This is a genomic window from Burkholderia sp. MSMB1078WGS (assembly GCF_001528895.1).
GTDB lineage: Bacteria > Pseudomonadota > Gammaproteobacteria > Burkholderiales > Burkholderiaceae > Burkholderia.
The window spans coordinates 24,186-47,585 of the sequence record NZ_LPDI01000079.1; the positions used below are offsets into that span (position 1 = coordinate 24,186).

Sequence of the window (23,400 nt, forward strand, 5' to 3'; positions counted from 1 at the left end):
CGCCGCGCCGGCACAGGCCCGACCGGCGCAAGCCGGCCGGTTTTTTTTCATGGTGCGACGCGTTGCGCGATGCAGGCGGCGATCGCGTCGCGTACGCGCACGATCGCCGGATCGCGCTGCGTGCTCGTGCGCCAGCCGATTTCGACCGGATAGCGCGGCAGGTCGATCGGGCACGCGAGTGCGCGCAGCGCGGTCGATTGCGCGATCGCGCGGGCCGCATGCGCGGGAATCGTCGCGACTGCGTCGGAGCCGGCGAGCAGGTACGGCAGCGCGGCGAAATGCGTGGTCGACGCCGCGACGCGCCGCTGGTGGCCGAGCGCGGCCAGCGCCTCGTCGACGATCCCGATCACGCCGCCCGACGATACGAGCAGGTGGTCGCGCCGCAGGAACTCGGCGAGCGTCAGCGTGCGCGGCGTCCGCGTGCGGCCGGCCGGATCGATCAGGCACGCATATCCGCCCGTCGCGACCGCGCGCCGGCTGAGCCCGTTCGCCGAGAAGCCGCCCGATGCGATCGCGAGATCGACGCCGTGCCGCAGCAGCGCGTCGCCGGCGATGCCGCTGTGGGTCTGCCGGAAGATCAGCCGGATGCCGGCGGCTTCTTGCGCGAGCGCATCGATCAACGCGCGGCCGAGCGCGATCTCGAAGTCGTCGGACAGCCCGATCGAGATCGTGCGGCCGACGCGGTCGCCGCCGTCGGCCGCGATCGCGAGGCTTTCGCGGCAGCGGTCGAGCGCGTCCGACAGGATCGGCTTCAGCTCGTCCGCGCGCGGCGTCGGCGCGAGCCCGCGGCCGGTGCGCACGAACAGCGGATCGGCATAGATCACGCGCAGCCGCCCGAGCGCCGCGCTGACCGCCGACTGCGTGAGGTCGAGCCGCAGCGCCGCGCGGCTCGCGCCGCCTTCCTCGTACAGCGCCTCGAACACCTTCAGCAGGTTCAGGTCGAGGCTGGCGATATCATCCACGTTCATGACACATATCGTTCCATCGATTTGATCGATGACATCTTATCGATAAAGATGGCGACATCCCATTCAACGGAGACGCCTTCATGTCCACGTCAGTCATCGCCGCGCTGCAGATCGGCGCATCGCCCGCCGGCACGCGCGCCACGCTCGACACGATCCTCGGCTACGAAACCGCGATCCGCGACAGCGGCGCGTCGCTGGTCGTGCTGCCCGAGGCCGTGCTCGGCGGCTATCCGAAAGGCGAAATCTTCGGCACGCGGCTCGGCTACCGGCTGCCCGAAGGACGCGACGCATATGCGCGCTACGCCGCGCAGGCGATCGACGTGCCGGGGCCGGAAACCGACGAGCTGGCCGCGCTGTCGCAGCGCACCGGCGCGAGCCTCGTGGTCGGCGTGATCGAGCGCGGCGGCAGCACGCTGTACTGCACGGCGCTGTTCTTCGATCCGCGCGACGGGCTCGTCGCGAAGCACCGCAAGCTGATGCCGACCGGCACCGAGCGGCTGATCTGGGGGCAGGGCGACGGCTCGACGCTGCCCGTCGTCGAGACGGCCGCGGGCCGCGCGGGCGCCGCGATCTGCTGGGAGAACCACATGCCGCTGCTGCGCTGCGCGATGTACGCGAAAGGCGTGCAGATCTGGTGTGCGCCGACCGTCGACGAGCGCGACGTGTGGCAGAGCTCGATGCGGCACATCGCGCACGAAGGGCGCTGCTTCGTCGTGAGCGCGTGCCAGGTGCAGCCGTCGCCGCGCGCGCTCGGCATCGACGTGCCGGGTTGGGACCCCGAGCGGCCGCTGATTCGCGGCGGCAGCGTGATCGTCGGGCCGCTCGGCGACCTGCTGACGGAGCCGCTGATCGGCGAGGCCGGGCTCGTGACCGCCCGTATCGACACCGACGAGCTCGTGCGGGCGCGCTACGACTTCGACGTCGTGGGGCACTACGCACGTGCGGACGTGTTTTCGCTGCACGTCGACGAGCGGCCGAAGCGGCCGGTGGTGTTCGGCGGGTAACGAAAGCGGAGGCGGGCGCCGCATGGCGCCCGAAAACGAAGGGCGGCGGCCGCCCGCCGCGCCGCGTCAGCGCATCGGCGCTTCCGCGATCCGCATGTAGTCGGCGATCCGCCGGCCCTCCATGTCCGGAAACTGCTCGTGCACGGTGATGTCGCCCATCCGCGCGATGTCGAAGGTGCGAAAATCGTCGCGCAGCTCGCACCACGCGCCGATCGTCCAGCGCCCGCCCCAGTAGACGAGCCCGAGCGGCCAGACGCGGCGCTGCGAGTGCGCGCCGAGCCGGTCGCGATAGTCGAAGCTGACGATGTGGCGCGTGTCGATCGCCTGGTGGATCGCGTCGACCTTCGCGCAAAACGTCGCGTCGATGTGGAACGACGGCGCGAACACGGGCAGCCGGTCGAGCGCCGTACGCTTGTCGGCCGGCATCGCCGACGCGATCTTCGCGAGCGCCGAGCGCGCGCCGCTCGCGAAGCGCGCACCGCCCCAGGTCTCGAGCATGCGCGCGCCGGTGGCGAGCGCCGCCAGCTCCTCGGCCGTGAACGTGAGCGGCGGCAGGCTCGCGTTGCGGTTCAGCCGGTAGCCGATGCCGGCCTCGCCTTCGATCGGCACGCCTGATAGTTGCAGGTCGCGTACGTCGCGGTAGACCGTGCGCGGCGACACCGACAGCCAGTCGGCCAGCTGCTGCGCGGTCGTGAGACGACGCCCGCGCAACAGCTCGGCGATCTGGAACAGGCGGTCGGCACGGCGGGTCATGACAGCACCTCGATTCCTCTGGCTACGGGGACTTCGCGATGATAGCGCCGCGCCGGCCCGCTGACCGCTGCGCTCAGTGGCATTTCGGCGCGTGCAGGCCGACGCGGTTGCCTTCCGTGTCGATCAGGTAGCCGACGTAGCCGTAGTTGTTCGGCAGCTCGACGACGGAGCCCTGCACGACGCCGCCCGCGCGCTTCGCGCGTTCGAGCGCCGCGACGACCGACTCGCCGGCGTTCAGGTAGACGAGCACGCCGTTCGCGCTCGGCTTCATCTGCTGCGGATCGAACACGATGCTGCCGCCCGTGCTCGATGCGTCGCGATCGAACGTCGCCATCGGCACGCCGCCGATGACCTCGCGCTGCAACGTGGTTTGCAGCACGGTTTCGTAGAAGCGGATCGCGCGGTCGAAATCGAGGGACGGAATGTCGAACCAGGCGATCGCGCGTTCCACGGTTGCAGTGGCGGTTGCTGACGTCATGACGAGCTCCTTGTGTTGCGTTGTTATTCGGATTCGGTGGGGAAACCAGCCTGCATTGCGCCGGGATTGCAGTGTGATCGCGGGCTGCTGACACCGTATTGTCAGTAGAGTTGTCACCCTTGACATGCAACCATTTGGTTGCATAATAAGACCGTTGACCCGGGAGCGGCATGGACCTCGTTTTCAAGGCGCTGGCCGATGCCACGCGCCGTCGGTTGCTCGATCTGCTGTACGCAAAAAACGGCCAGACCGTGTCCGAGCTGTGCGACGGGCTCGCGATGAGCCGGCAGGCCGTGAGCAAGCATCTCGCGCTGCTCGAGGCCGCGAATCTCGTCGCGACGACGTGGCGCGGCCGGGAGAAGCTGCATTACCTGAACCCGGTGCCGATCCATGACATCGCACAACGCTGGATCGGCAAGTTCGAGCGTCAGCGCCTGCAGGCGCTGGCGGACCTCAAGCGGGGGCTGGAAGTGCCCCGCGACACGGGAGACGACGATGGGTAATCCCGACTTCGTGTACGTGACCTTCATTGCGGCCACGCCCGAGCGCGTGTTCGACGCGCTGACCAACGCCGAGCTGACGAAGGACTACTGGGTACGGCATCGCAACGCGTCGCCCGACTGGCGGCCGGGTTCGCGGTGGGAACATCAGGACTACGACGATCCGTCGCGGGTCGACATCGTCGGCGAAGTGGTCGAGAACGATCCACCGCGCCGGCTGGTCGTCACGTGGCGCACGCCGTCGGGGGAGGGCGAGGAATCGCGCGTGACCTATCTGGTCGAGCCACACGAGGGCGTCGTGAAGCTGACCGTCACGCATGACGGGCTGGTGCCCGGTTCGGAGATGGATCGAGGGATTCGCGGCGGCTGGCCGGTCGTGCTGTCGAGCCTGAAGACGTTGCTCGAGACGGGGCATGCCCTGCCGTTCACGATGGCGCGCTGGTCGCAGTCGAAGCATTGACCGGCTGCGGAAAAGCACAGGGGCCGCGATGGCGGCCCCTGCACGTCGTGGCTTGCACAAGCGCACGGATGGCTTACGCGTCGCCCTCCGGCGCGGCCGGGCGTGCCTTCACGCTGCCGGCGATCAGGTCGAAGCGGAACAGCCGGCATTCGAGCGCGCCGTTGAACAGCGGCGTCTTGGCCGATTCGCGCAGGCGCAACTGGCCCGGCAGCGAACGGTCGGACGTCAGCAGGAACGCCTGCCAGCCCGTGAAGCGCTGCTTCAGCGCATCGCCGAGCGCGTTGAAGAACTCGCTGTCCGGCGCGTCGGTGTGCGTGCGACGGAATGCGTCGTCGTTGCCGCGGTTGCGGCCGGTTTCGCGCACCTCGCCGCGCGCGCTGCGGCCGCGCACTTCGATCCGCTCGCCGTACGGCGGGTTCGCGAGGAGGATGCCCGGCCCGTCGCACGGCGGCGTCATCCCGCGCGCATCGACCTGTTTGAGCCACACCGACGGCACGCCCGCGCGCTCGAGGTTCGCGCGTGCCTTCTCGAGCATGTCGCCGGAGATGTCGCTGCCGTACACGCCGAGCGCTTCGCCGCGCCTGGCTCGCGCCGCGCGCTTCGCGTCGAGCGCCGGGACCTTCAGCCCCTGCCACGCGGTGATGTCGTACTGCTTGAGCTTTTCGAAGCCGAACCGGCGCTCGACGCCGGGCGCCACGCCGAGCGCGATCTGCGCGGCTTCCGCGAGGAACGTGCCGCTGCCGCACATCGGGTCGTACAGCGCGGTGCCGGGCGTCCAGCCGGTCAGGCGCAGGATGCCGGCCGCGAGGTTCTCGCGCAGCGGCGCCGCGCCCTTGTCGAGACGCCAGCCGCGCTTGAACAGCGGCTCGCCTGACGTATCGAGGTACAGCGTGCATTCGCCCGCCGTCAGGAACGCGAACACGCGCACGTCCGGCGCACCGGTGTCGATGCTCGGGCGCGCGCCGGTCTTGTCGCGCATCCGGTCGCAGATCGCGTCCTTCACGCGCAACGTCGCGAATTCGAGGCTCTTCAGCGGCGACTTGATCGCGGTGATGTCGACGCGCAGCGTCTGCGTGGCCGCAAACCAGCGCTCCCACGGTTGCTCGAGCGCGAGCGCATAGACGTCCTGCTCGTTGCGGTACGCGCGGTGCGCGATCTTCAGCAGGATCCGGCTCGCGATCCGCGAATGGAGGTTCGCGGCCATGCCTGCGGCCCAGCCGCCGCTGAAATGGACGCCGCCCGGCACCTGCGCGCCCGCGGTGAACGGCGCGCCGTTCAGGTGGCGGCCGGCGATTTCGGCCAGCTCGGCGGCAAGCGCCGCTTCGAGGCCGCGCGGGCAGGGGGCGAAGAATTCGAACAGGGTGGGCGAGGACATAAGACGGGTGAGGACGTGCAAAAGTCCACTATTGTACGCGGCGCGGCCGACCGGGGCCGGCGTTTCGGCGCGGCGGCGCCGGCGCGACGGCCGCTCGCGCGTGCCGGGAGGACGGCGACGGGCACCGGCGGGGCGCCGCTGCCCGCCGCAGCTCAGTGCGCGCCCGGCTGGCCGGCGCGCGCGGCCGGGGTGCCCGCCGGCCAGAACAGCGCGAGCGGATTCGACAGCACCGTGCGGACGATCGCGGCGACGAGCGCGCGCACCTTGGTCGGGCGCAGGCTGCGCGAGCGCACGGCCATCGTGAAAGCGAGTGCGAAGCTCACGAGCACGTTGAGGAAGGCCATGCTGAGCACGCCGGCGCCGGCCCACCACAGTTCGGGCGTGCCGAGCGCATCCTTGCCCAGTACGCCGAGCGCGATCCCGATCGAGCCGGCCGACAGCGTCACGTGCCGCACCTCGAACGGGAACATGAACACGGTGACGATCGCCGGGACGAGGCCGAGCATCAGGCCGAGGCCGACGTTCGCGACCACGCCGGCGACGTTCGATCGGCAGAAATGCGCGAGCTTTGCGGCGCCGGCCGCGCCGAGCGTCAGGCGCAGCCTACGGTTGTACGCGAGCGCGTCACCGACGCGGTGCAGCACGAACCAGTTGTCGGCCCAGCCCGCGAGCAGGCTCGACGCCCACAGCAGCACGCCCGTGAGCGCCGCATAGAACGGCGTCGGGCCGAGCAGCGAGAACGAATGCAGCGTCGCGTGCGCCTTCTCCGGCGAGATCAGGTTCGTATGCGCGACGTTGGCCGCGAACAGCTGCACGAGCAGGCACACGGGCAGCACGACGACCACGTTCCCGGAAATCGCGGCCGCCTGCGTGCGGATCAGTGCGATCACCGACGCGACGAACGCCTTCACGCCTTCCTCGTGACCGGTGTCGTCGAGCTCGCGCGCGAGCGTCGGCGCGGTCATTGCGGGCTGCTTGGTCGCGAGCGTGAAATGCAGGAAGTGCATCAGCATGAAGCTGGCCGCGTAGTTGATGCCCGCCAGCAGCCCTTCGAGCATCGACTGCAGGTGCGCACCCGTGATCGCGAACTTCACGCACACGGTCGCGACCGTGACGAGGCCGCCGCCCGCGGCCATCCGCAGCATCTTCAGGTACTCGGCCCGGCCGCGCGAGATGTAGTGCTCGCCGGTGTCCGCGTTGGTCTCGACGAGCTTGCGTGCGAACAGCGAGAAGTTGCTGCGCACGAGGTGCGCGACGCTCTGGCTGCTCTGGTTCGCGTCGACGAGCTCGGCGGTCAGGTGCGCCATGCCGTGCAGGTCGTCGCGCGCCATCCACGCGTTGAGCAGCATTTCCGCGCGCAGGATGCGCATGCGCATCCGCTCGACCTGGAACACGATGTCGACCGACACGCCGTTGCGGTACAGGTGCGCGAACACGTTGTCGACGGCGATCCGGCATTCGTCGAGCAGCACGCGCAGGTAGTTCACCTCGTGCAGCAGCTTGCTCGGATCGCCGCCGTCCTCGACGGCCGCGTGCGCGGTCTCGACCGCGAGCATCGCGCGCGTGAGGCGGTAGAACGGCTGCGATTCGAGCGGCTTGCGCGCATCGTCGTCGGACAACCGGCTGCGCACCGTCTGCGACAGGCCGGTCGAGCTGATCTGGCAGGTCAGGTTGTGCAGCGCGGCCAGCAGGTCGCGCGAGAACGAGCCGGGCTCGTGGCGCTCCTCGTCGGTGACGTCGAACGAGAGCAGCTCGGCGAGACGCGCGAGCAGGTCGTCGGACAGCGCGTCGATCCATTTCGCGTCCTCGGGCGTCGGGAACATCAGCGTGAACAGCGCCGACAGTTCGCGGCGGTTCGGCGCGGGCGGGATCAGCGACGAATCGATCCGCTCGAACAGCGCGCCGAAGAAGCCCGAATGCACGGGCATGCCGGCGTCGCACAGCAGCGAGATGCCGTCGCACTCGCGCAGGATGCCGCGCAGGATGCGCGCGGCGTGCGCTTTCCATGCGGGGTTGCGATCGAGCACGTGGAACAGGTAGCGCAGCCGCGCATGGGCGGGATAGGCCCGCGTGTCGGCGTCGCGCTCGGCCGGCGCGTCCTGCACCGTGCCGTTGCGGCGCAGCCAGTGCGCGAGCTCGATCAGCCATTCGCTGCGCTCGGCGTACGACGCGTCGGCGTCGGCATGCGCGAGCAGCGCATCGAGCTGGTGACCGGCATTGCGCGACGCGCGCCACTTCTTGATCAGGGTCGTCAGGGAACGAAACATAAACGGAATAGCGAAAGCCCGTGACGGGCGGGTTCGGGATGCCGGCCGGGGAAACGGCGCGGCGCCGGGAGAACGGATGAGACGGGGCCGGTGCCGGACGGGGCGCGGCGACCCGCGATGCGACTGCCCCGCTGCGGTGCACGCCGACCGCGTGCAGGCGCCGGGGGCACGGCGGTCGGGCCGAACGCGGCCCGGCGCCACTGGCCGGTGCGCACGACGAACGGCGCGAGCCTGAAAGTGCGTAGGATCGTCAATCGGGCCGGAAAACGCAAGCCGACCGCGTTGCATGGCGCGGGTTCCGGCGGCTTTGACAAAGAATGTAAATGGCCGTTCTAAATGGCCGTCGGGCCGATGAAGGCGGTGCGCGAGGCCGGCTGCGGCGGCGTGCAGCCTGCGACGGGCGGCGCGCGGCCCGACGCGCCATTCGACACCGCGCGGGCGAACGCCGTGTCGAACGTTCGCCTGCGCGCCGTCCGCGTTCGCTTATGCGCCGGACTTGCCCGTCGCGCCGGCGTCGCCGCCGGACGTCGGGTTGGCCGGGCACGGCACGACCGGCGCGGCCGCCGTCTTGCTGCCGGCCGCGGGCGTGGCTGGCGCGCCGCGGCGCGCGGCCATCGCGCGCACGCCGTCCGCGGCCTGCGCGGCAATCGCGTCGAGCGCGCGCCGGTGGCCGGCGACGAGTGCGTCGTAGCCGTCGCCGACCGGTTCGGCGACGCTCGTGCGGCAGGTCATCACGGCCTGCGTGGCGAGCGAGCGCACGCTCCACACGGCGTCGACCGCGGCCCGCTTGCCGGGCCACGACTCGAAGCGCTGCACGTTCACGCTGATGCGGTACACGGGCACGCCGGCCGGATAGGCGGAATTCGCGACGTCGATCGTGCCGAGCCGAGCGGCGAGATCGTCCGACAGCGCGCGGCGGATCTCGTCGGCGGGCGGCGACGCCCAGCGTTCCTGCTCGAGCACGTCGACCTGCGCGGCGTTCTTCTGCACGACCAACTGGTTCTTCGCGACCTGTTCGGGCACGCCGACCGACGGCACCTCGATCAGGAACGCCGGGTTGGCCGGCGCGGTGCGCAGCGGCGCCGCGGCGTCGGCCGGGCTGAGCGTGTAGAACCGCGCGGGCGGCGAGCTGCACGCGGCGAGCGCGAGTGCGGCGAAGACGGCCGCCGCGCCGCTCGCGAAACCGTTCACGCGTGTCGTCATGGTTTATCTCCTGGCTTGCCCTTGAGCAGCGATTCGGGGTGGCGCTCCAGATAGTCGGCGAGCGCGTTCAGCGATTGCAGCGTGCGCGTGAGTTCCTTCAGCGCGCCGCGCACGTCGGACTGCAGCGGCGAATCCTGCTGCAGCGTCGCCTCGGCGGTCGAGAAGGTCTGCTTCGCGGCCGACAGCGTGTCGCGCGCTTGCGGCGCGACCTGCGTGTCGAGCTGCTTGAACAGCTTGTCGGCGTTCGCGAGCGCGCTGTTCAGGTTCGCGCCGATCTGGTCGAACGGCACCTTGTCGAGCTTCTTCGCGATGTCGGCGACCTGCAACTGCAGCTCGTCGAGCGTATTCGGCACGGTCGGCAGCTCGAGCGGCTGGCGGGCCGTGTCGATCTTCACGGCGGGCGCCTTCGGGAAGAAGTCGAGCGCGACGTACAACTGGCTCGTCAGCAGGTTGCCGGTGCGCAGCTGGCCGCGCAGCCCGTGCTGGACGAGCCGCTCCACGATTTCGCGGCGCGCCGGTTCGCCCTTGCTCTCGATCGTCTCGCGGAAGCGGCGGCCGAGGCGCTCCGGATACACGTTCATCGTCACCGGCATCAGGAAGTTCTTCGTCTTCGGATCGAAGTCGATGCCGATGTTCGTCACTTCGCCGAGCACGATGCCGCGGAAGTCGACCGGCGCGCCGACGGCGAGCCCGCGCAGCGACTGGTTGAAGTTCATCACGACCTGCAGCGGCTGGCCGTCCGGGTCGCGCATCGCGTCGCCCTCGTCGGAGCCGAGACGGAACGTCGTGTTGTTCGGCGCGGTCGTGCCGCTGCCCTGGTTCGGCGGCGTCTGGAACGCGATGCCGCCGAGGATCACCGTCGCGAGCGACTGCGTGTTCAGCTTCAGGCCGCTCGAATCGAGCCGCAGATCGACGCCGCTCGCCTGCCACCAGCGCGTGTTCATGCCGACGTACTGGTCGTACGGTGCATTGACGAACACATTGAACGTGACGCCCGTGCCGTCCTTGTCGAGCGAGAAGCCGACCACCTGGCCGACCTGGACGCGACGGTAGTAGACCGGCGAGCCGATGTCGACCGAGCCGAGCGAATCGCCGCGCAGCACGTACTGCGTGCCTTTCTGGTCGCCCGTGACGGCGGGCGGCGTCTCGAGCCCGGTGAAGTCGGTCAGCGTGTCCTGCCCGTGACCGGCGTCGACGCCGATGTACGCGCCGGACAGCAGCGTGCCGAGCCCCGACACGCCGGTCGCGCCCACGCGCGGGCGCACGATCCAGAAGCGCGAACCCTGGACCGCGAAGTCCTCGGCTTCCTTCTTGAGCTGCACCTGGACCAGCACGCGCGACAGGTCCTTCGACAGCTTGATCGTCTTGACCGTGCCGATCTCGACGTCCTTGTACTTGACCTGGGTCTTGCCCGGCTCGAGCCCTTCGGCGCTGTGGAAGCTGATCGTGATTTCCGGGCCGCGCTCGCGCACGGACTTGATCACGAGGCCGATGCCGATCAGCGCGGCGATCAGCGGCACGAGCCAGACGAGCGACGGCAGCCAGCCGCTTTTCGTCGAGATCGCCGGATCGGGCGGCCGGGGCGCGTCGTGCTGCGGGCCTTGTGGACTATTCATGGTGATTCCCTGAGGTTTCGACTGGATCCCAGATCAGGCGGGGATCGAACTGCATCGACGCGAGCATCGTCAGGATCACGACCGAGCCGAACGCGAGCGCGCCGGGGCCGGCCGTGATGACGGCGAGCGAACGGAAATGGACGAGCGCGACGGTCAGCGTCACGACGAAGATGTCGAGCATCGACCAGCGGCCGATGCGCTCGACGATCCGATAGAGGCGCGTGCGCTGCAGCGGCCGCCAGGCGGTGCGGCGCTGTGCGCTGATGACGAGGATCGTCAGGACGGCGAGCTTGAGCATCGGCACGAGAATGCTGGCGACGAACACGACCACGGCGAGCGGCCAGTCGCCGGACGTCCAGAAGTAGATGACGCCGCTCATGATCGTGTCCTGCTGCGACCCGACGATCGACGACGTACGCATGATCGGCAGCAGGTTCGCCGGAATGTAGAGGATCGCGGCCGCGAGCAGCAGCGCCCACGTGCGCATGATGCTGTTCGGCGTGCGCACGTGAAGCGCGCTGCCGCAGCGCGCGCAATGCGCGTGCGGCCGGTCGATCGTCTGCACGAGCCCGCACGCGTGGCAGCTGGCGTAGCCCTCGCGGGCGGCGGTCGGCGTGGGCCTCGTCATCGGCGGGGCGTGTCCTGCAGCGGCGCGGCGGGGTCGGGCCGCGCCGGCGCGCGGCCGGCGCGCAGGTCGTCGGCGATGTCCCACACCGTGCGCGGGTCGAACATCAGCACGACGGCGGTCATCAGCGTGAGCGCGCCGAACGCGAACAGCGCCGCGTCGGGCACGACGCGCGCGAGGCTCACCATCTTCACGATCGTGACCACGATGCCGAGCATGAACACCTCGATCATCCCCCACGGCCGCACGAGCTGGATCGTGCGCAGCACGACGTTGAGGCCGGGCGGCACGATGCCGCGCCGGATCGGCAGCAGGACGTAAAGGAGCGCGGCCATCTCGACGAGCGGGAACAGCACGGTCGAGCAGAACACCATCACGCCGACGATCTCCATGTCCTGATGCCACAGCGCATCGATCGCGCCGATCAGCGTCGTCTGCACGCGCGTGCCGTTCAGGTCCATTTCGAGGATCGGGAACGCCTGCGCGATGACGAACGTGACGAGCGCCGCGACCGCGAGCGCGCTGATGCGCTCGATCTGCGTGGTGCTGTTGCGATAGAGCAGCGCGTCGCAGCGCGGGCAGCGTGCGATTTCGCGGCCCCTCAGGCGCGGTTTATGCAACAGTGCGTCGCATTCGTGGCAGGCAATCAGGTCGTATCGTTGCATGGAAAAGGCGGTGCTGCGACGGCCGGGGAACGCGTCGACGGGGCCGGAACCCGCGCCAATCTTACCAAAAGGGCTTTTTCGATGGGTCAAGGATCGTGCGCTGCGTGACCGGTCGGTAACATGACGGGAAGCCGTCAGCCGGCTGGCGCGCCTGTCCTCAGAGTCCGCGCGCGTCAAAAGGTTGCGGTAGCATGGCGCCCTCGACATGCGTCGGCCGAATTTACCGGCGCAGCCGTTCGCTGAACTGAGGAACCCAAGATGGCATCGAAATCGCCGCCGGCCGCGCCGGCACGCTACGCGCCTACCGCGATCGCCCTGCACTGGCTGATCGCGCTGCTGATCGTCTGCGGCTTCGCGCTCGGCTGGGTGATGACGGACATCCCCGGCTTCACGCCCACCAAGCTGAAGTACTTCTCGTGGCACAAGTGGATCGGCGTGACGGTGTTCGCACTCGCCGTCGTGCGCGTGCTGTGGCGGGCGACCCACGTGCCGCCGCCGCTGCCGGGCGACACGCCGGCGTGGCAGCGCGCGGCGTCGCACGGCGTGCACATGCTGCTGTACGTGCTGATGATCGTGATTCCGGCGACGGGCTACCTGTACAGCTCGGCGTCGAACATCCCGGTCGTCTATCTCGGCATCGTGCCGCTGCCGCGCCTGATCGACCCCGATCCGGCGCTCAAGGAAACCTTCAAGACGCTGCACGTGTCTTTGAATTACATTCTGCTTGCGCTCGTCGCGATGCACGTGCTCGCGGCGCTCAAGCATCAGTTGTTGGACCGCGACGGCCTGCTGTCGCGCATGCTTCCCTTTGCCAAATGAAGGATCCCATGAAAGTGTCTTTCTCCCGCTCCATGCTGACCGCGTTCGCCGCGGCGGCGTTTGTCGCGTCGGGCGCGGCGCATGCCGACGTCGATCTCGCGAAGAGCAAGGTGTCCGCCGTGTCGAAGCAGATGAACGTGCCGACCGAAGGCGCGTTCAAGAAGTTTTCCGCGCAGGTGAAGTTCGACCCGGCGAAGGCCGCGCAGGGCAGCGCGCAAATGACGATCGACGTCGCGAGCTTCGACCTCGGCGACAAGATGTACAACGACCAGGTCGCCGGCAAGGACTGGTTCGACGCGAAGACCTATCCGCAGGCGAGCTTCGTGTCGTCGGCGATCGCGCCGGCCGGCGGCAACAAGTACAACGTGACCGGCAAGCTGACGATCAAGGGCAAGACCGAGACCGTCACGGTGCCCGTCACGGTCGCGCAGAACGGCGCGACGCAGACGTTCGACGGCGTGCTGCCGATCAAGCGTTCGACCTTCAACGTCGGTACCGGCGAGTGGAAGGACACGTCGGTCGTCGCGGACGAAGTGCAGATCAAGTTCCATCTCGTCGCCACGAAGTAAGCGGCAGGTTGCCGCGTCCACTGAATGCCGCGCGAGGGCGCGGCGCCGTTCCCAGGAGAAAAGGTTTGAAAAAGCATCTGATCATCGCCGCCGGCGCGCTGGCCGCTTCGCTGTCGTTCTCGGCCTTCGCCGAAAGCGCGACCTACCAGTTCGACCCGAGCCACACGTACCCGAGCTTCGAGGCCGACCACTTCGGCGGCCTGTCGGTCTGGCGCGGCAAGTTCGACAAGTCGAGCGGCACCGTGACGCTCGATCGCGCGGCGAAGACCGGCACGGTCGACGTGACGACCGACATCGCGTCGATCCACACCGGCAGCGCAAAGCTCGACGAGCACCTGCAGACGGCCGAGTTCTTCGATGCGGCGAAGTTCCCGCAGGCGAACTACAAGGGCACGATCAAGTTCGACGGCGACAAGCCGGTGTCGGTGGTCGGCAACCTGACGCTGCATGGCGTCACGAAGCCGCTCACGCTGAAGATCGATTCGTTCAAGTGCATGCCGCACCCGATGCTCAAGCGCGAAGTGTGCGGCGTCGACGCGGTCGGCGAATTCAGCCGCGACGATTTCGGTCTCGACTACGGCAAGCAGTACGGTTTCAAGATGAAGACGAAGCTGCTGATCACGGCCGAAGCGGTCAAGCAGCAGTAAGGCTCTCCTGCCGGGTCGGCCATCGTGCCGGCCCCTGCGGGCAAACCGCCGCGCTCCCGTTATCGGGGCGCGGCGGTTTTTTTGCGCGCCTATAATCGCCCGAGCGCAGCATGCGGCCATGCGGCGCCGGGCAGGCCGACGCCGCGACGGCGGCCGCCTCGAACAGAACGTACAACGACAAGGAGATCGCCGATGCATGCCGTCACGCAGTCCCGTTCCATTGCCTCGTCGCCGCGCGTCTGGCGCGCGGTGGTCGCCGCGTCGATCGGCAACGCGCTCGAGTGGTTCGATCTCGTCGTCTACGGTTTTTTCGCGGTGACGATCTCGAAGCTGTTCTTCCCCGCCGGCAACGACACCGTGTCGTTGCTGCTCACGCTCGGCACGTTCGGCGTGTCGTTCTTCATGCGGCCGCTCGGCGCGATCGTGCTCGGCGCGTATGCCGACCGCGCGGGCCGCAAGGCCGCGCTCACGCTGTCGATCCTGCTGATGATGGCCGGCACGCTGATCATCGCGGTGCTGCCGACCTACGAGACGATCGGCGTCGCCGCGCCGGTGATCCTCGTCGCCGCGCGGCTGATGCAGGGCTTTTCGGCAGGCGGCGAGTTCGGCAGCGCAACCGCGTTCCTCGCCGAGCACGTGCCGGGCCGGCGCGGGTTTTTCGCGAGCTGGCAGGTCGCGAGCCAGGGGCTCACGACGCTGCTCGCCGCGGGCTTCGGCACCGTGCTGAACGCGCAACTGTCGGCCGCGCAGATGGCGTCGTGGGGCTGGCGCGTGCCGTTCTTCTTCGGGCTGCTGCTCGGGCCGGTCGCGTACTACATCCGTACCAAGGTCGACGAGACGCCCGAATTCCTCGCGGCCGAAGGCACCGCGAACCCGCTGCGCGATACGTTCGCGTCGCACAAGGCGCGCCTCGTCGCGGCGATGGGCGTGGTCGTGCTCGGCACCGTCGCGACCTATCTCGTGCTGTTCATGCCGACCTACGGCGTGAAGCAGCTCGGCCTCGCGCCGTCCGCCGCGTTCGCGGCGATTCTCGTCGTCGGTGTGATCCAGATGGCGTTCGCGCCGCTCGTCGGCCACTGGTCGGATCGCTACGGCCGCGTGCGCGTGATGATCGCGCCGGCCGTCGGCATCCTCGTGCTGATCTATCCGGCGTTCGCGTATCTCGTCGCGCATCCGGGCTTCGGCACGCTGATCGCGCTGCAGGTGCTGCTCGCGTTCCTGATGACCGGCTACTTCGCGGCGCTGCCGGGGCTGTTGTCCGAGGTGTTTCCGGTGCAGACGCGCACGACCGGGATGTCGCTCGCGTATAACGTCGCGGTGACGATCTTCGGCGGCTTCGGGCCGTTCATCATCGCGTGGCTGATCCGCGAGACCGGGATGAAGACTGCGCCGAGCTTCTACCTGATGTTCGCGGCCGTGCTGAGCCTCGCGGCGCTGGTCGTGCTGCGGCGGCGGTTCGGGTTTCGCTGAAAGGGGCGGGGCGGCGCGTCAATTGCCGCCGCGCTCGCACACCGGTTGCGCCGGCATCAGTTGCGGCGGCGCGTCGACGGTCCGGACCGGGCGCCCCGCGAGCGCGGCGAGCGCCTGCCGGAGCTGCCAGTCGGCGGCCGTGCCGAATGCGCGCTGCGGCAGCGCCGCGCTCCTCGCCGTATCGATCTTCGCGCGCACGCGCTGCTCGCGCAGCTTCTGTCGTGCGTTGCGCACCTGCGCGAACGGGTCGGGCGCCTGCCGGTCCGCATACGGTGCGCGGGCCAGATCGGCTTCCCGGTACCACAGCAGCACGCCGTCGACGTCCGAATCGACGCGCGGCGGCACGAGCCAGTCCGGCATGACGCCGTAGCCGTCCATCGGGCAGCCGTTCGGCCGCAGGTTGCGCGCGAACGTGAAATTGAGACGCGTGCCGTCGATCAGGTCGACGCCCGTCTGTGCGAGCCCTTTCCCGTAGGTCGGCATGCCGAGCAGTTTCGCGCGGCCGAGATCCTTCAGCGCCGCCGCGGTCGCTTCGGCGGCCGACGCGCTCTGTCCGTCGACGAGCACGACGAGCGGCACGGTGCGCCACCAGTCGTCGGCCTGCAGCGGCGCGAGCGGATCCTGCCCGTGCATGACGGGCAATTCGTAGTCGGGCCAGTTGGTCGTGTAGCGGCGGCGGTGCGTGTCGCCGCGCTCGACCGTCACCATCGCGGTGCGGTCGCGTCCCGCGAACAGCGCGGTGATGCCGATCGCCGCATTGAGCGCGCCGCCGCCGTTGATGCGCAGGTCGAGAATCATCTGCTTCACCGGCGGCCCCGCGCGGCGCGCGGCCTGCACCGCGTCGATATAGTCGCCGACCGCCGGCTCCGGAAAGCTCGACAGCCGCGTGTACAGGATGTCGCCGTCGAGCCGCTTCGCGGTCGCCGGATGCGGTTTGACGATCGTGCGCACGGGCGCGAAGCTCAGCACCGCATGCTTCGGGCCGCGCTGCACCGTGAGCTTCAGCGGCACGCCCGCGTCACCCTTCGCGAGTTGCATCAGCGCGCTGCCGTCGATGCCGACGACGCTCCTGTCGTTCATCGCGACGACGAGATCGTCGGGCCGCACGCCGGCCCGTTCCGCCGGCGCGTCGGGAATCACGTCGATGATGTGCAGTCCGTCGGGCCGTGTCTCGAACACGATCCCGATGCCCGGCGTGCCGTCGCGTGCGCGCCGCTCGTCGTCGCGCCGCTCCTGCTCTTCCTTCGCGTTGAAGAAGCGTGCGTAAGGCAGCGTCTTGATGCCTTCGTGGGTCGCGGCGTCGAGCAGCGCGCCGATGTCGACGTCGGTCAGGTGCTGTTTCTTCAGCACTTCGACGGCCGCTTTCAGTTCGCAGAGCTGCGGCTCCCAGTCGGGCGGGCAGGGCGACGGCGGTCGGATGGCGGGCACCGAAGCGGCGGCCGGTGAAGCGGCAGGCAGCGAAGCGGCGGGGGATGCGGATGCCGATTGCGCATCGGCGAGCGGCGCATACGGGAACGCGGCCGCGACGGCTGCGCAGACGGCGAGGCGACGAACGACACGCATGGGAGGCATCATCGGGACCGCACGTTCGGACGGGTGGCGAGGGGGGGGCCCGGTGTCGGGGGCAACCGGCAAGCGACGGGGCAGGGCGCGGTGACGATTGTAGCCGACCCCTGCGACCGCGCCGGTCGAGCCGGCCGCGTGTCGGACCGCGGTGGCGCGCACATAAAAAAACCGGCCCAAACGGGCCGGTTTTTTCGAAGCCGAAACGGTGTAGCGCTCAAACCTGCGCGCCGGCGTTCGGATCGTCCGGATCGTGCGCGGCCTTCTTTTCCTTGATCAGGTCTTCGCGCTTGATGCCGAGCCACATCGCGAGCGAGCCCGCGACGAACACCGACGAGTAGATGCCGAACATGATGCCGACCGTCAGCGCGAGCGCGAAGTAGTGCAGCGTCGGGCCGCCGAAGAAGAACATCGACAGCACCATCATTTCGGTCGACGTATGCGTGATGATCGTGCGCGACATCGTGGTCGTGATCGCGTGGTTGATCACTTCCTGCACGCTCATCTTGCGTTCGCGGCGGAACGTTTCGCGGATCCGGTCGAAGATGACGACCGACTCGTTGACCGAGTAGCCGAGCACCGCGAGGATCGCCGCGAGCACCGCCAGCGAGAACTCCCACTGGAAGAACGCGAAGAAGCCGAGAATGATCACGACGTCGTGCAGGTTGGCAATGATGCCGGCCACCGCGTACTTCCATTCGAAGCGGAACGACAGGTAGATCACGATGCCGATCACGACGCACGCGAGCGCGAGCAGACCGTCGGTCGCGAGCTCGCGGCCGACCTGCGGGCCGACGAACTCGACGCGCTGCAGCGTCACGTCCGGGCTCTGCGCCTTCAGCGCGCTCATCACCTGGTCGCTCTGCTGCGCGGACGTGAGGCCTTCCTTCAGTTGCAGGCGGATCAGCACGTTGCGCGACGTGCCGAAGTTCTGCACTTGCGCATCGGCATAGCCGAGCTTGCCGAGCGTCGCGCGCACGGGTTCGAGCTGGGCGGCCTGCTGGTACTGAACCTCGATCACCGTGCCGCCGGTGAATTCGACGGACAGGTGCAGCCCGCGGTGGAACAGGAAGAACACGGCGGCGAGGAACGTGACCAGCGAGATCACGTTGAACACCAGCGCGTGCCGCATGAACGGAATGTCTTTACGGATGCGGAAAAATTCCATGGCTTCGTCTCCGGGGCCTTATTGGGTCGAGCCCGGTTTCTTCGGCGACACGCCTTGCTGCGCGCGGTTGCGCAACTGCGGCTTGCCGGCGCGCGGCGCGTTGCCCTTCGCCGGGGCGGCGAGCTTCGCGGCGCGGGCAGTGTCGGTCGATTCGTCCGCATCGGCGAACGACGCGGCGGCAGCGGCGCCTTCCGGCTTCCACACCTGGCCGATCGCGAGCGACTTCAGCTTCTTGCGGCCGCCGTACCAGAGGTTGACGATCCCGCGCGAGAAGAACACCGCGGAGAACATCGACGTCAGGATGCCGAGGCAGTGCACGATCGCGAACGCGCGAACCGGGCCCGAGCCGAACGCGAGCAGCGCGAGGCCGGCGATCAGCGTCGTGACGTTCGAGTCGAGAATCGTCGCCCACGCATGGGCGTAGCCGGCCTGGATCGCGAGCTGCGGCGGCTGGCCGGCGCGCAGTTCCTCGCGCACGCGCTCGTTGATCAGCACGTTCGAGTCGATCGCCATGCCGAGCGCGAGCGCGATTGCCGCGATGCCCGGCAGCGTCAGCGTCGCCTGCATCAGCGACAGCACGGCGACGAGCAGCAACAGGTTCACCGACAGGCCGATCACCGACACCACGCCGAACAGCATGTAGTACGCGACCATGAACACGGCGATCGCGCAGAAGCCCCAGATCACCGAGTGGATGCCCATCTTGATGTTGTCGGCGCCGAGGCTCGGGCCGATCGTGCGTTCCTCGATGATGTCCATCGGCGCGGCAAGCGAACCGGCGCGCAGCAGCAGCGCGAGATCGGCCGCGGCCTGCGGCGTCGGCTGGCCCGTGATCTGGAAGCGGTCGCCGAGTTCGGACTGGATCGTCGCGACCGTCAGCACTTCGCCCTTGCCCTTCTCGAACAGCACCATCGCCATCGGCTTGCCGATGTTCTCGCGCGACACCGTGCGCACCGCGCGGCCGCCCGCCGAATCGAGGCGGATGTTGACCGACGGACGCTGGTGCTCGTCGAAGCCGGCCGACGCGTCGATGATGCGGTCGCCGGTGAAGATCACGTCCTTCTTCAGCAGCACGGGCGCCTGGTTGCCCTGCGTGAAGAGTTCCTCGCCCGGCGGCACGGGATCGTTCGGGTTCGGGTGCGTGTTGATCGGGTCGGCAAGGCGCGCCTCGAGCGTCGCGGTGCGGCCGATGATGTCCTTCGCCTTCGCGGTGTCCTGCACGCCCGGCAGTTCGACGACGATGCGGTCGCTGCCTTGCTGCTGCAGGATCGGCTCGGACACGCCGAGTTCGTTCACGCGGTTGTGGAGGGTGGTCAGGTTCTGCTTGAGCGCGGCGTCCTCGACGGACTTCTGCACGGCCGGCGTGAAGGTGCCGACCACCTGCGTGCCGCCGCCGCCGGGCTGCGTCGCCCATTGCAGCTCGGTGATCGACGCGGCGAGCACCTTGCGGGCGTCTTCCGCCGTCTGCGCATCGCTGAAGTTGACGACCACGGACTGCTCGACGCGGCTCACGCCGCCGTCGCGGATGTTCTTGTCGCGCAGCAGCGTGCGCGCGTCGGACGCGTCGGAGTCGAGCTTCTTCGTGAGCGCGCCCGTCATGTCGACCTGGAGCAGGAAGTGCACACCGCCGCGCAGGTCGAGGCCGAGATACATCGGCAGCGCGTGCAGCGCGGTCAGCCAGCGCGGCGACGCGCTTTGCAGGTTCAGTGCGACGACGTACTGCGGATCGTTCGGGTCGGCGTTCAGCGACTTCTGCAGCAGGTCCTTGACGCGCAGCTGCGTATCGGTGTCCTTCAGGCGCACGCGGATGTTCGCGTTGGTCGCCGTGTTCTCGAAGGTGACGTCGTCCGGCGTGATCTGCGCGGACGCGAGCGCCGATTCGACCTGGGTCAGCGTGGTCGAGTCGAGCTTGACCGTGGCCTTGCCGCTCGACACCTGCACCGCCGGCGCTTCGCCGAAGAAGTTGGGCAATGTGTACAGAAGGCCGATGGCGAGCGCCACGACCATCACGACATATTTCCAGAGTGGATAACGATTCATGAGGGGGCCGAACGGGTGGTTGGCGTGAAAGCGTCGCGTCCGGCGCCGCGGCGGCCCGCTCTCTCAGGCGGGCACGGCGCGGGGGGCCGGACGCTCGGTATAAGCCTTACAGCGACTTGATCGTGCCCTTCGGCAGAATGGTCGTGACGGCAGCCTTCTGCACGGTGATTTCGGTGCCTTCGGCGATTTCGACGCCGATGTAGCCTTCGGTGACCTTCGTCACCTTGCCGACGAGGCCGCCGCTCGTGACGACTTCGTCGCCCTTCGCCATGGCCGCGAGCATGTTGCGGTGTTCCTTCTGGCGCTTCATCTGCGGACGGATCATGATGAAGTACAGCACCGCGAACATCAGGATGAGCGGCAGGAAGCTCATCAGGCTCGATTCGGCGCCACCGGCACCTTGCGCGAAGGCATTGGAAATGAACGGCACGTTGGTCTCTCCGTAGGGGAAGATCGAAAAATAAGCCGGTTATTCTACCACCGGCCCCATGCGCAAACGGCGCGGCAAATGCGCTTTCGGATCAAGCTGTTAAAGCGCGAACCGATACCGTTGCGGCTTGTGTGGAAAGGCAATTGTAATGTTTGATGGCTCGGTCCGGCGGGTGGACCGGGGTTTTTTAGTGCGTGTCCTATTGGATACGGTTTTCTTTCAGGTCGTGTCCTATGGGGCAGGCCGCCCGCCGGCGGTCAGTCGACCCCTCTCGCGCGATCCTCCGCGAAGCGCTGCCGGAACGCGTCGAACGTATGGGTTTCGATCGCGTCGCGGATCTCGCTCATCAGCTGCAGGTAGTAGTGCAGGTTGTGGATCGTGTTGAGCTGCGCACCGAGGATTTCGCCGACCCGGTGCAGGTGATGCAGGTAGCCGCGCGAGAAATTCTGGCACGTGTAGCACGTGCAGCTCGCATCGAGCGGCTTCAGCGAGTTCTTGTGCGTCGCGTTGCGGATCTTCACGTCGCCGAAGCGCGTGAAGAGCCAGCCGTTGCGCGCGTTGCGGGTCGGCATCACGCAATCGAACATGTCGACGCCGTTCGCGACGCCTTCGACGAGATCCTCCGGCGTGCCGACGCCCATCAGGTAGTGCGGCTTGTTCGCCGGCAGCTTCGGGCCGACGTGGCGCAGCACGCGCATCATGTCTTCCTTCGGCTCGCCCACCGACAGCCCGCCGATCGCGAGGCCGTGGAAGCCGAGCTCGGACAGGCCCGCGAGCGATTCGTCGCGCAGATCCTCGAACATCCCGCCCTGGACGATCCCGAACAGCGCGTTCGGGTTGCCGAGCCGGTCGAATTCGTCGAGCGAGCGCTTCGCCCAGCGCAACGACATGCGCATCGAGTCGGCCGCTTCCTTGTGCGTGGTCGGCACGCCGTTGGTCGCGTACGGCGTGCATTCGTCGAACTGCATCACGATGTCCGAGTTCAGCACCTTCTGGATCTGCATCGACACTTCCGGCGACAGGAACAGCTTGTCGCCGTTGATCGGCGACGCGAACGTGACGCCGTCCTCGGTGATCTTGCGCAGGTCGCCGAGCGAGAACACCTGGAAGCCGCCCGAGTCGGTCAGGATCGGCTTGTTCCAGCCCATGAAGCCGTGCAGGCCGCCGTGCGCGTCGATCGTGTCGAGGCCCGGGCGCAGCCACAGGTGGAACGTGTTGCCGAGGATGATCTGGGCCTTGATTTCGTGCAGTTCGCGCGGCTGGATCGCCTTCACGGTGCCGTACGTGCCGACCGGCATGAAGATCGGCGTCTCGACCGTGCCGTGGTTGAGCTTCACGCGGCCGCGGCGCGCGTGGCCGTCGGTCGTCAGCAGTTCGAATTCGAGCCCGTTCGCCGGGCGGCTCTGCACGGGAGCGGGCGTGTTGTGGCTCGCGTGCGTATCGTGGGATGAACCTTCGGTCATCGTGAGTGCTCCTTGCTACCGGAAAACAGTCCGGCGCATGTTGGAAACGCCGCCGGGAAACCGGCGGCGGGGAAAAGCGGGTGCGCGCAAAAGCGTGACGCGCGCAGCGGGAATACGGGCACTGCGATGCAACGGCGGCCGCGCAGTGCGTGGCGTGCGGGCCGTCGCGCCCGCCGCCCCGCCGCGCTTCACGCGCGCGGCGCCTCCGGCGTGTCGCGCCGCGTGAGCAGCATCGCGTCGCCGTAGCTGAAGAAGCGGTAGCGTTCGGCGATCGCGTGCCGGTAAGCGGCGCGGATCGTCTCGACGCCCGCGAACGCGGACACCAGCATCAGCAGCGTCGATTTCGGCAGGTGGAAGTTCGTGACGAGCCGGTCGACCACGCGGAAACGGTAGCCGGGCGTGATGAAGATGTCGGTTTCGGCCTGCGTCGCCGCGAGCGGGCGGCCCGCTTCGTCGGCCGAGCGCGCGGCGGCTTCGAGCGCGCGCATCGACGTCGTGCCCACCGCGATCACGTTGCCGCCGCGCGCGCGGGTCGCGGCGATCTTCTCGACGAGCGACTGCGGCAGGTCGTACCACTCGCTGTGCATCTTGTGCTCGGCGATGTTCTCGACGCGCACCGGCTGGAACGTGCCGGCGCCGACGTGCAGCGTCAGCGTCGCGCGCTCGACGCCCATCGCGTCGAGCTTCTCCAGCAGCGGCTGGTCGAAGTGCAGCCCGGCCGTCGGCGCGGCGACCGCGCCCGGGTTGCTCGCGTAGACGGTCTGGTAGCGCGTTTCGTCGGTTGCATCGGGATCGTGCTCGATGTAGGGCGGCAGCGGCAGGCGGCCGTACTGCTCGATCAGGTCGAGGCACGGCGCGGGGAAGTGCAGCGTGAAGAACGGCTCGACGCGCTCGCCGACCGTCACGTCGAACGCATCGGCCAGGCGCAGCGTCGTGCCGGCGCCCGGCGACTTGCTCGCGCGGATCTGCGCGAGCGCGGTGTGCGTGCCCGTCACGCGCTCGATCAGCACCTCGATCTTGCCGCCGCTGGCCTTCTGGCCGAAGAAACGCGCCTTCAGTACCTTGGTATCGTTGAACACGAGCAGGTCGCCGGGCGCGATGCACGACGGCAGCTCGGCGAAATGGCGGTCGACGAGGCGTGCGGGCTCGACGCCGCGGTCGACCTCGAGCAGGCGGCTCGCGGTGCGATCGGGCAGCGCGGTTTGTGCAATCAGCTCGGGCGGCAGATTGAAATCGAAATCGGAAAGCGTGAACATGCGGGTTGGTTAGAAGCGGCCGGCGGGCGTGGCCGACAGCGCGCAAACGCGTAATCGGGGC

General features: G+C 68.6%; 22 protein-coding genes. 7 read left to right on the forward strand and 15 right to left on the reverse strand.

Translation table 11 applies throughout. The annotated features are described in order from the left end of the window. Positions 1 to 47: 47 nt before the first annotated feature. Positions 48 to 968: a LysR family transcriptional regulator gene (locus WT24_RS18450; protein WP_060035409.1), complete on the reverse strand. Its 921-nt coding sequence runs from the start codon at positions 966 to 968 to the stop codon at positions 48 to 50. A gap of 80 nt (positions 969 to 1,048) precedes the next feature. Here WT24_RS18450 and WT24_RS18455 point away from each other — a divergent pair, with 80 nt between their 5' ends. Then, complete coding sequence (locus WT24_RS18455) at positions 1,049 to 1,972, forward strand: carbon-nitrogen hydrolase family protein (protein ID WP_060035411.1); 924 nt, start codon at positions 1,049 to 1,051, stop codon at positions 1,970 to 1,972. Between the two features lie 66 nt (positions 1,973 to 2,038). On the opposite strand, the gene WT24_RS18460 is transcribed toward WT24_RS18455, so the two are convergent. Together WT24_RS18460 and WT24_RS18465 are read right to left on the reverse strand one after the other, a co-directional pair. Continuing rightward, positions 2,039 to 2,725: a YafY family protein gene (locus WT24_RS18460; protein WP_059501008.1), complete on the reverse strand. Its 687-nt coding sequence runs from the start codon at positions 2,723 to 2,725 to the stop codon at positions 2,039 to 2,041. Between the two features lie 73 nt (positions 2,726 to 2,798). Next, complete coding sequence (locus WT24_RS18465; protein WP_034206437.1) at positions 2,799 to 3,203, reverse strand: VOC family protein; 405 nt, start codon at positions 3,201 to 3,203, stop codon at positions 2,799 to 2,801. Positions 3,204 to 3,373: 170 nt separating this feature from the next. On the opposite strand from WT24_RS18465, the gene WT24_RS18470 reads away from it, so the two are divergent. Together WT24_RS18470 and WT24_RS18475 are read left to right on the forward strand one after the other, a co-directional pair. Then, positions 3,374 to 3,706: a helix-turn-helix transcriptional regulator gene (locus WT24_RS18470; protein WP_060035413.1), complete on the forward strand. Its 333-nt coding sequence runs from the start codon at positions 3,374 to 3,376 to the stop codon at positions 3,704 to 3,706. Next, positions 3,699 to 4,163 (forward strand): SRPBCC family protein, encoded by a 465-nt coding sequence (locus WT24_RS18475; RefSeq protein ID WP_059779228.1) that lies wholly within the window; start codon positions 3,699 to 3,701, stop codon positions 4,161 to 4,163. The genes WT24_RS18470 and WT24_RS18475 overlap by 8 nt, the downstream gene beginning before the upstream one ends. Before the next feature lie 73 nt (positions 4,164 to 4,236). Here WT24_RS18475 and WT24_RS18480 read toward each other — a convergent pair whose 3' ends face one another. The 6 genes from WT24_RS18480 to WT24_RS18505 all read right to left on the reverse strand — a co-directional run bounded on the left by WT24_RS18480 (position 4,237) and on the right by WT24_RS18505 (position 11,914). Next, on the reverse strand, positions 4,237 to 5,538 hold the full coding sequence (locus WT24_RS18480) for a class I SAM-dependent RNA methyltransferase (RefSeq protein ID WP_059501011.1): 1,302 nt from the start codon (positions 5,536 to 5,538) through the stop codon (positions 4,237 to 4,239). A gap of 152 nt (positions 5,539 to 5,690) precedes the next feature. Continuing rightward, positions 5,691 to 7,805 (reverse strand): site-specific recombinase, encoded by a 2,115-nt coding sequence (locus WT24_RS18485; protein ID WP_060035415.1) that lies wholly within the window; start codon positions 7,803 to 7,805, stop codon positions 5,691 to 5,693. Positions 7,806 to 8,288: 483 nt separating this feature from the next. Then, complete coding sequence (locus WT24_RS18490) at positions 8,289 to 9,008, reverse strand: membrane integrity-associated transporter subunit PqiC (protein ID WP_059501013.1); 720 nt, start codon at positions 9,006 to 9,008, stop codon at positions 8,289 to 8,291. Then, entirely contained in the window at positions 9,005 to 10,624 is a 1,620-nt protein-coding gene (locus WT24_RS18495; RefSeq protein ID WP_059501014.1) for an intermembrane transport protein PqiB, read from the reverse strand. Before WT24_RS18495 ends, WT24_RS18490 begins: the two co-directional genes overlap by 4 nt. Beyond that, entirely contained in the window at positions 10,617 to 11,252 is a 636-nt protein-coding gene (locus tag WT24_RS18500) for a paraquat-inducible protein A (RefSeq protein WP_059501015.1), read from the reverse strand. Before WT24_RS18500 ends, WT24_RS18495 begins: the two co-directional genes overlap by 8 nt. Continuing rightward, positions 11,249 to 11,914 carry a paraquat-inducible protein A gene (locus tag WT24_RS18505; protein WP_060035416.1) on the reverse strand — a complete coding sequence of 222 codons (666 nt, stop codon included), beginning with the start codon at positions 11,912 to 11,914 and terminating at the stop codon, positions 11,249 to 11,251. The genes WT24_RS18500 and WT24_RS18505 overlap by 4 nt, the downstream gene beginning before the upstream one ends. A gap of 258 nt (positions 11,915 to 12,172) precedes the next feature. On the opposite strand from WT24_RS18505, the gene WT24_RS18510 reads away from it, so the two are divergent. The 4 genes from WT24_RS18510 (at position 12,173) to WT24_RS18525 (ending at position 15,419) form a co-directional block, all read left to right on the forward strand. Next, positions 12,173 to 12,733: a cytochrome b gene (locus WT24_RS18510; RefSeq protein ID WP_034206446.1), complete on the forward strand. Its 561-nt coding sequence runs from the start codon at positions 12,173 to 12,175 to the stop codon at positions 12,731 to 12,733. 8 nt (positions 12,734 to 12,741) lie between these two features. Then, positions 12,742 to 13,302 (forward strand): YceI family protein, encoded by a 561-nt coding sequence (locus WT24_RS18515; protein ID WP_059501115.1) that lies wholly within the window; start codon positions 12,742 to 12,744, stop codon positions 13,300 to 13,302. Between the two features lie 65 nt (positions 13,303 to 13,367). Then, entirely contained in the window at positions 13,368 to 13,949 is a 582-nt protein-coding gene (locus WT24_RS18520; protein WP_006476873.1) for a YceI family protein, read from the forward strand. A gap of 192 nt (positions 13,950 to 14,141) precedes the next feature. Further along, a complete protein-coding gene (locus tag WT24_RS18525; protein WP_059501017.1) occupies positions 14,142 to 15,419 on the forward strand; it encodes an MFS transporter in 1,278 nt (425 codons plus the stop codon). 18 nt (positions 15,420 to 15,437) lie between these two features. Here the strand turns inward: WT24_RS18525 and WT24_RS18530 are convergent, their stop codons facing one another. From WT24_RS18530 to queA, 6 genes are all read right to left on the reverse strand, one after another. Continuing rightward, positions 15,438 to 16,982, reverse strand: a complete 1,545-nt coding sequence (locus WT24_RS18530; protein ID WP_257127519.1) for a S41 family peptidase — start codon at positions 16,980 to 16,982, stop codon at positions 15,438 to 15,440. Between the two features lie 217 nt (positions 16,983 to 17,199). Beyond that, positions 17,200 to 18,150 (reverse strand): protein translocase subunit SecF, encoded by a 951-nt coding sequence (gene secF / locus WT24_RS18535; protein ID WP_059501018.1) that lies wholly within the window; start codon positions 18,148 to 18,150, stop codon positions 17,200 to 17,202. A gap of 18 nt (positions 18,151 to 18,168) precedes the next feature. After that, positions 18,169 to 20,190, reverse strand: coding sequence for a protein translocase subunit SecD (gene secD, locus WT24_RS18540; RefSeq protein ID WP_059501019.1), 2,022 nt, complete (start codon positions 20,188 to 20,190; stop codon positions 18,169 to 18,171). 106 nt (positions 20,191 to 20,296) lie between these two features. Further along, positions 20,297 to 20,620 (reverse strand): preprotein translocase subunit YajC, encoded by a 324-nt coding sequence (yajC, locus tag WT24_RS18545; protein ID WP_006476868.1) that lies wholly within the window; start codon positions 20,618 to 20,620, stop codon positions 20,297 to 20,299. 257 nt (positions 20,621 to 20,877) lie between these two features. Next, a complete protein-coding gene (gene tgt, locus WT24_RS18550; protein ID WP_059791811.1) occupies positions 20,878 to 22,083 on the reverse strand; it encodes a tRNA guanosine(34) transglycosylase Tgt in 1,206 nt (401 codons plus the stop codon). A 188-nt stretch (positions 22,084 to 22,271) separates the two neighbouring features. Continuing rightward, positions 22,272 to 23,339, reverse strand: a complete 1,068-nt coding sequence (gene queA / locus WT24_RS18555) for a tRNA preQ1(34) S-adenosylmethionine ribosyltransferase-isomerase QueA (RefSeq protein WP_059501021.1) — start codon at positions 23,337 to 23,339, stop codon at positions 22,272 to 22,274. Between the last annotated feature and the right edge of the window lie 61 nt (positions 23,340 to 23,400).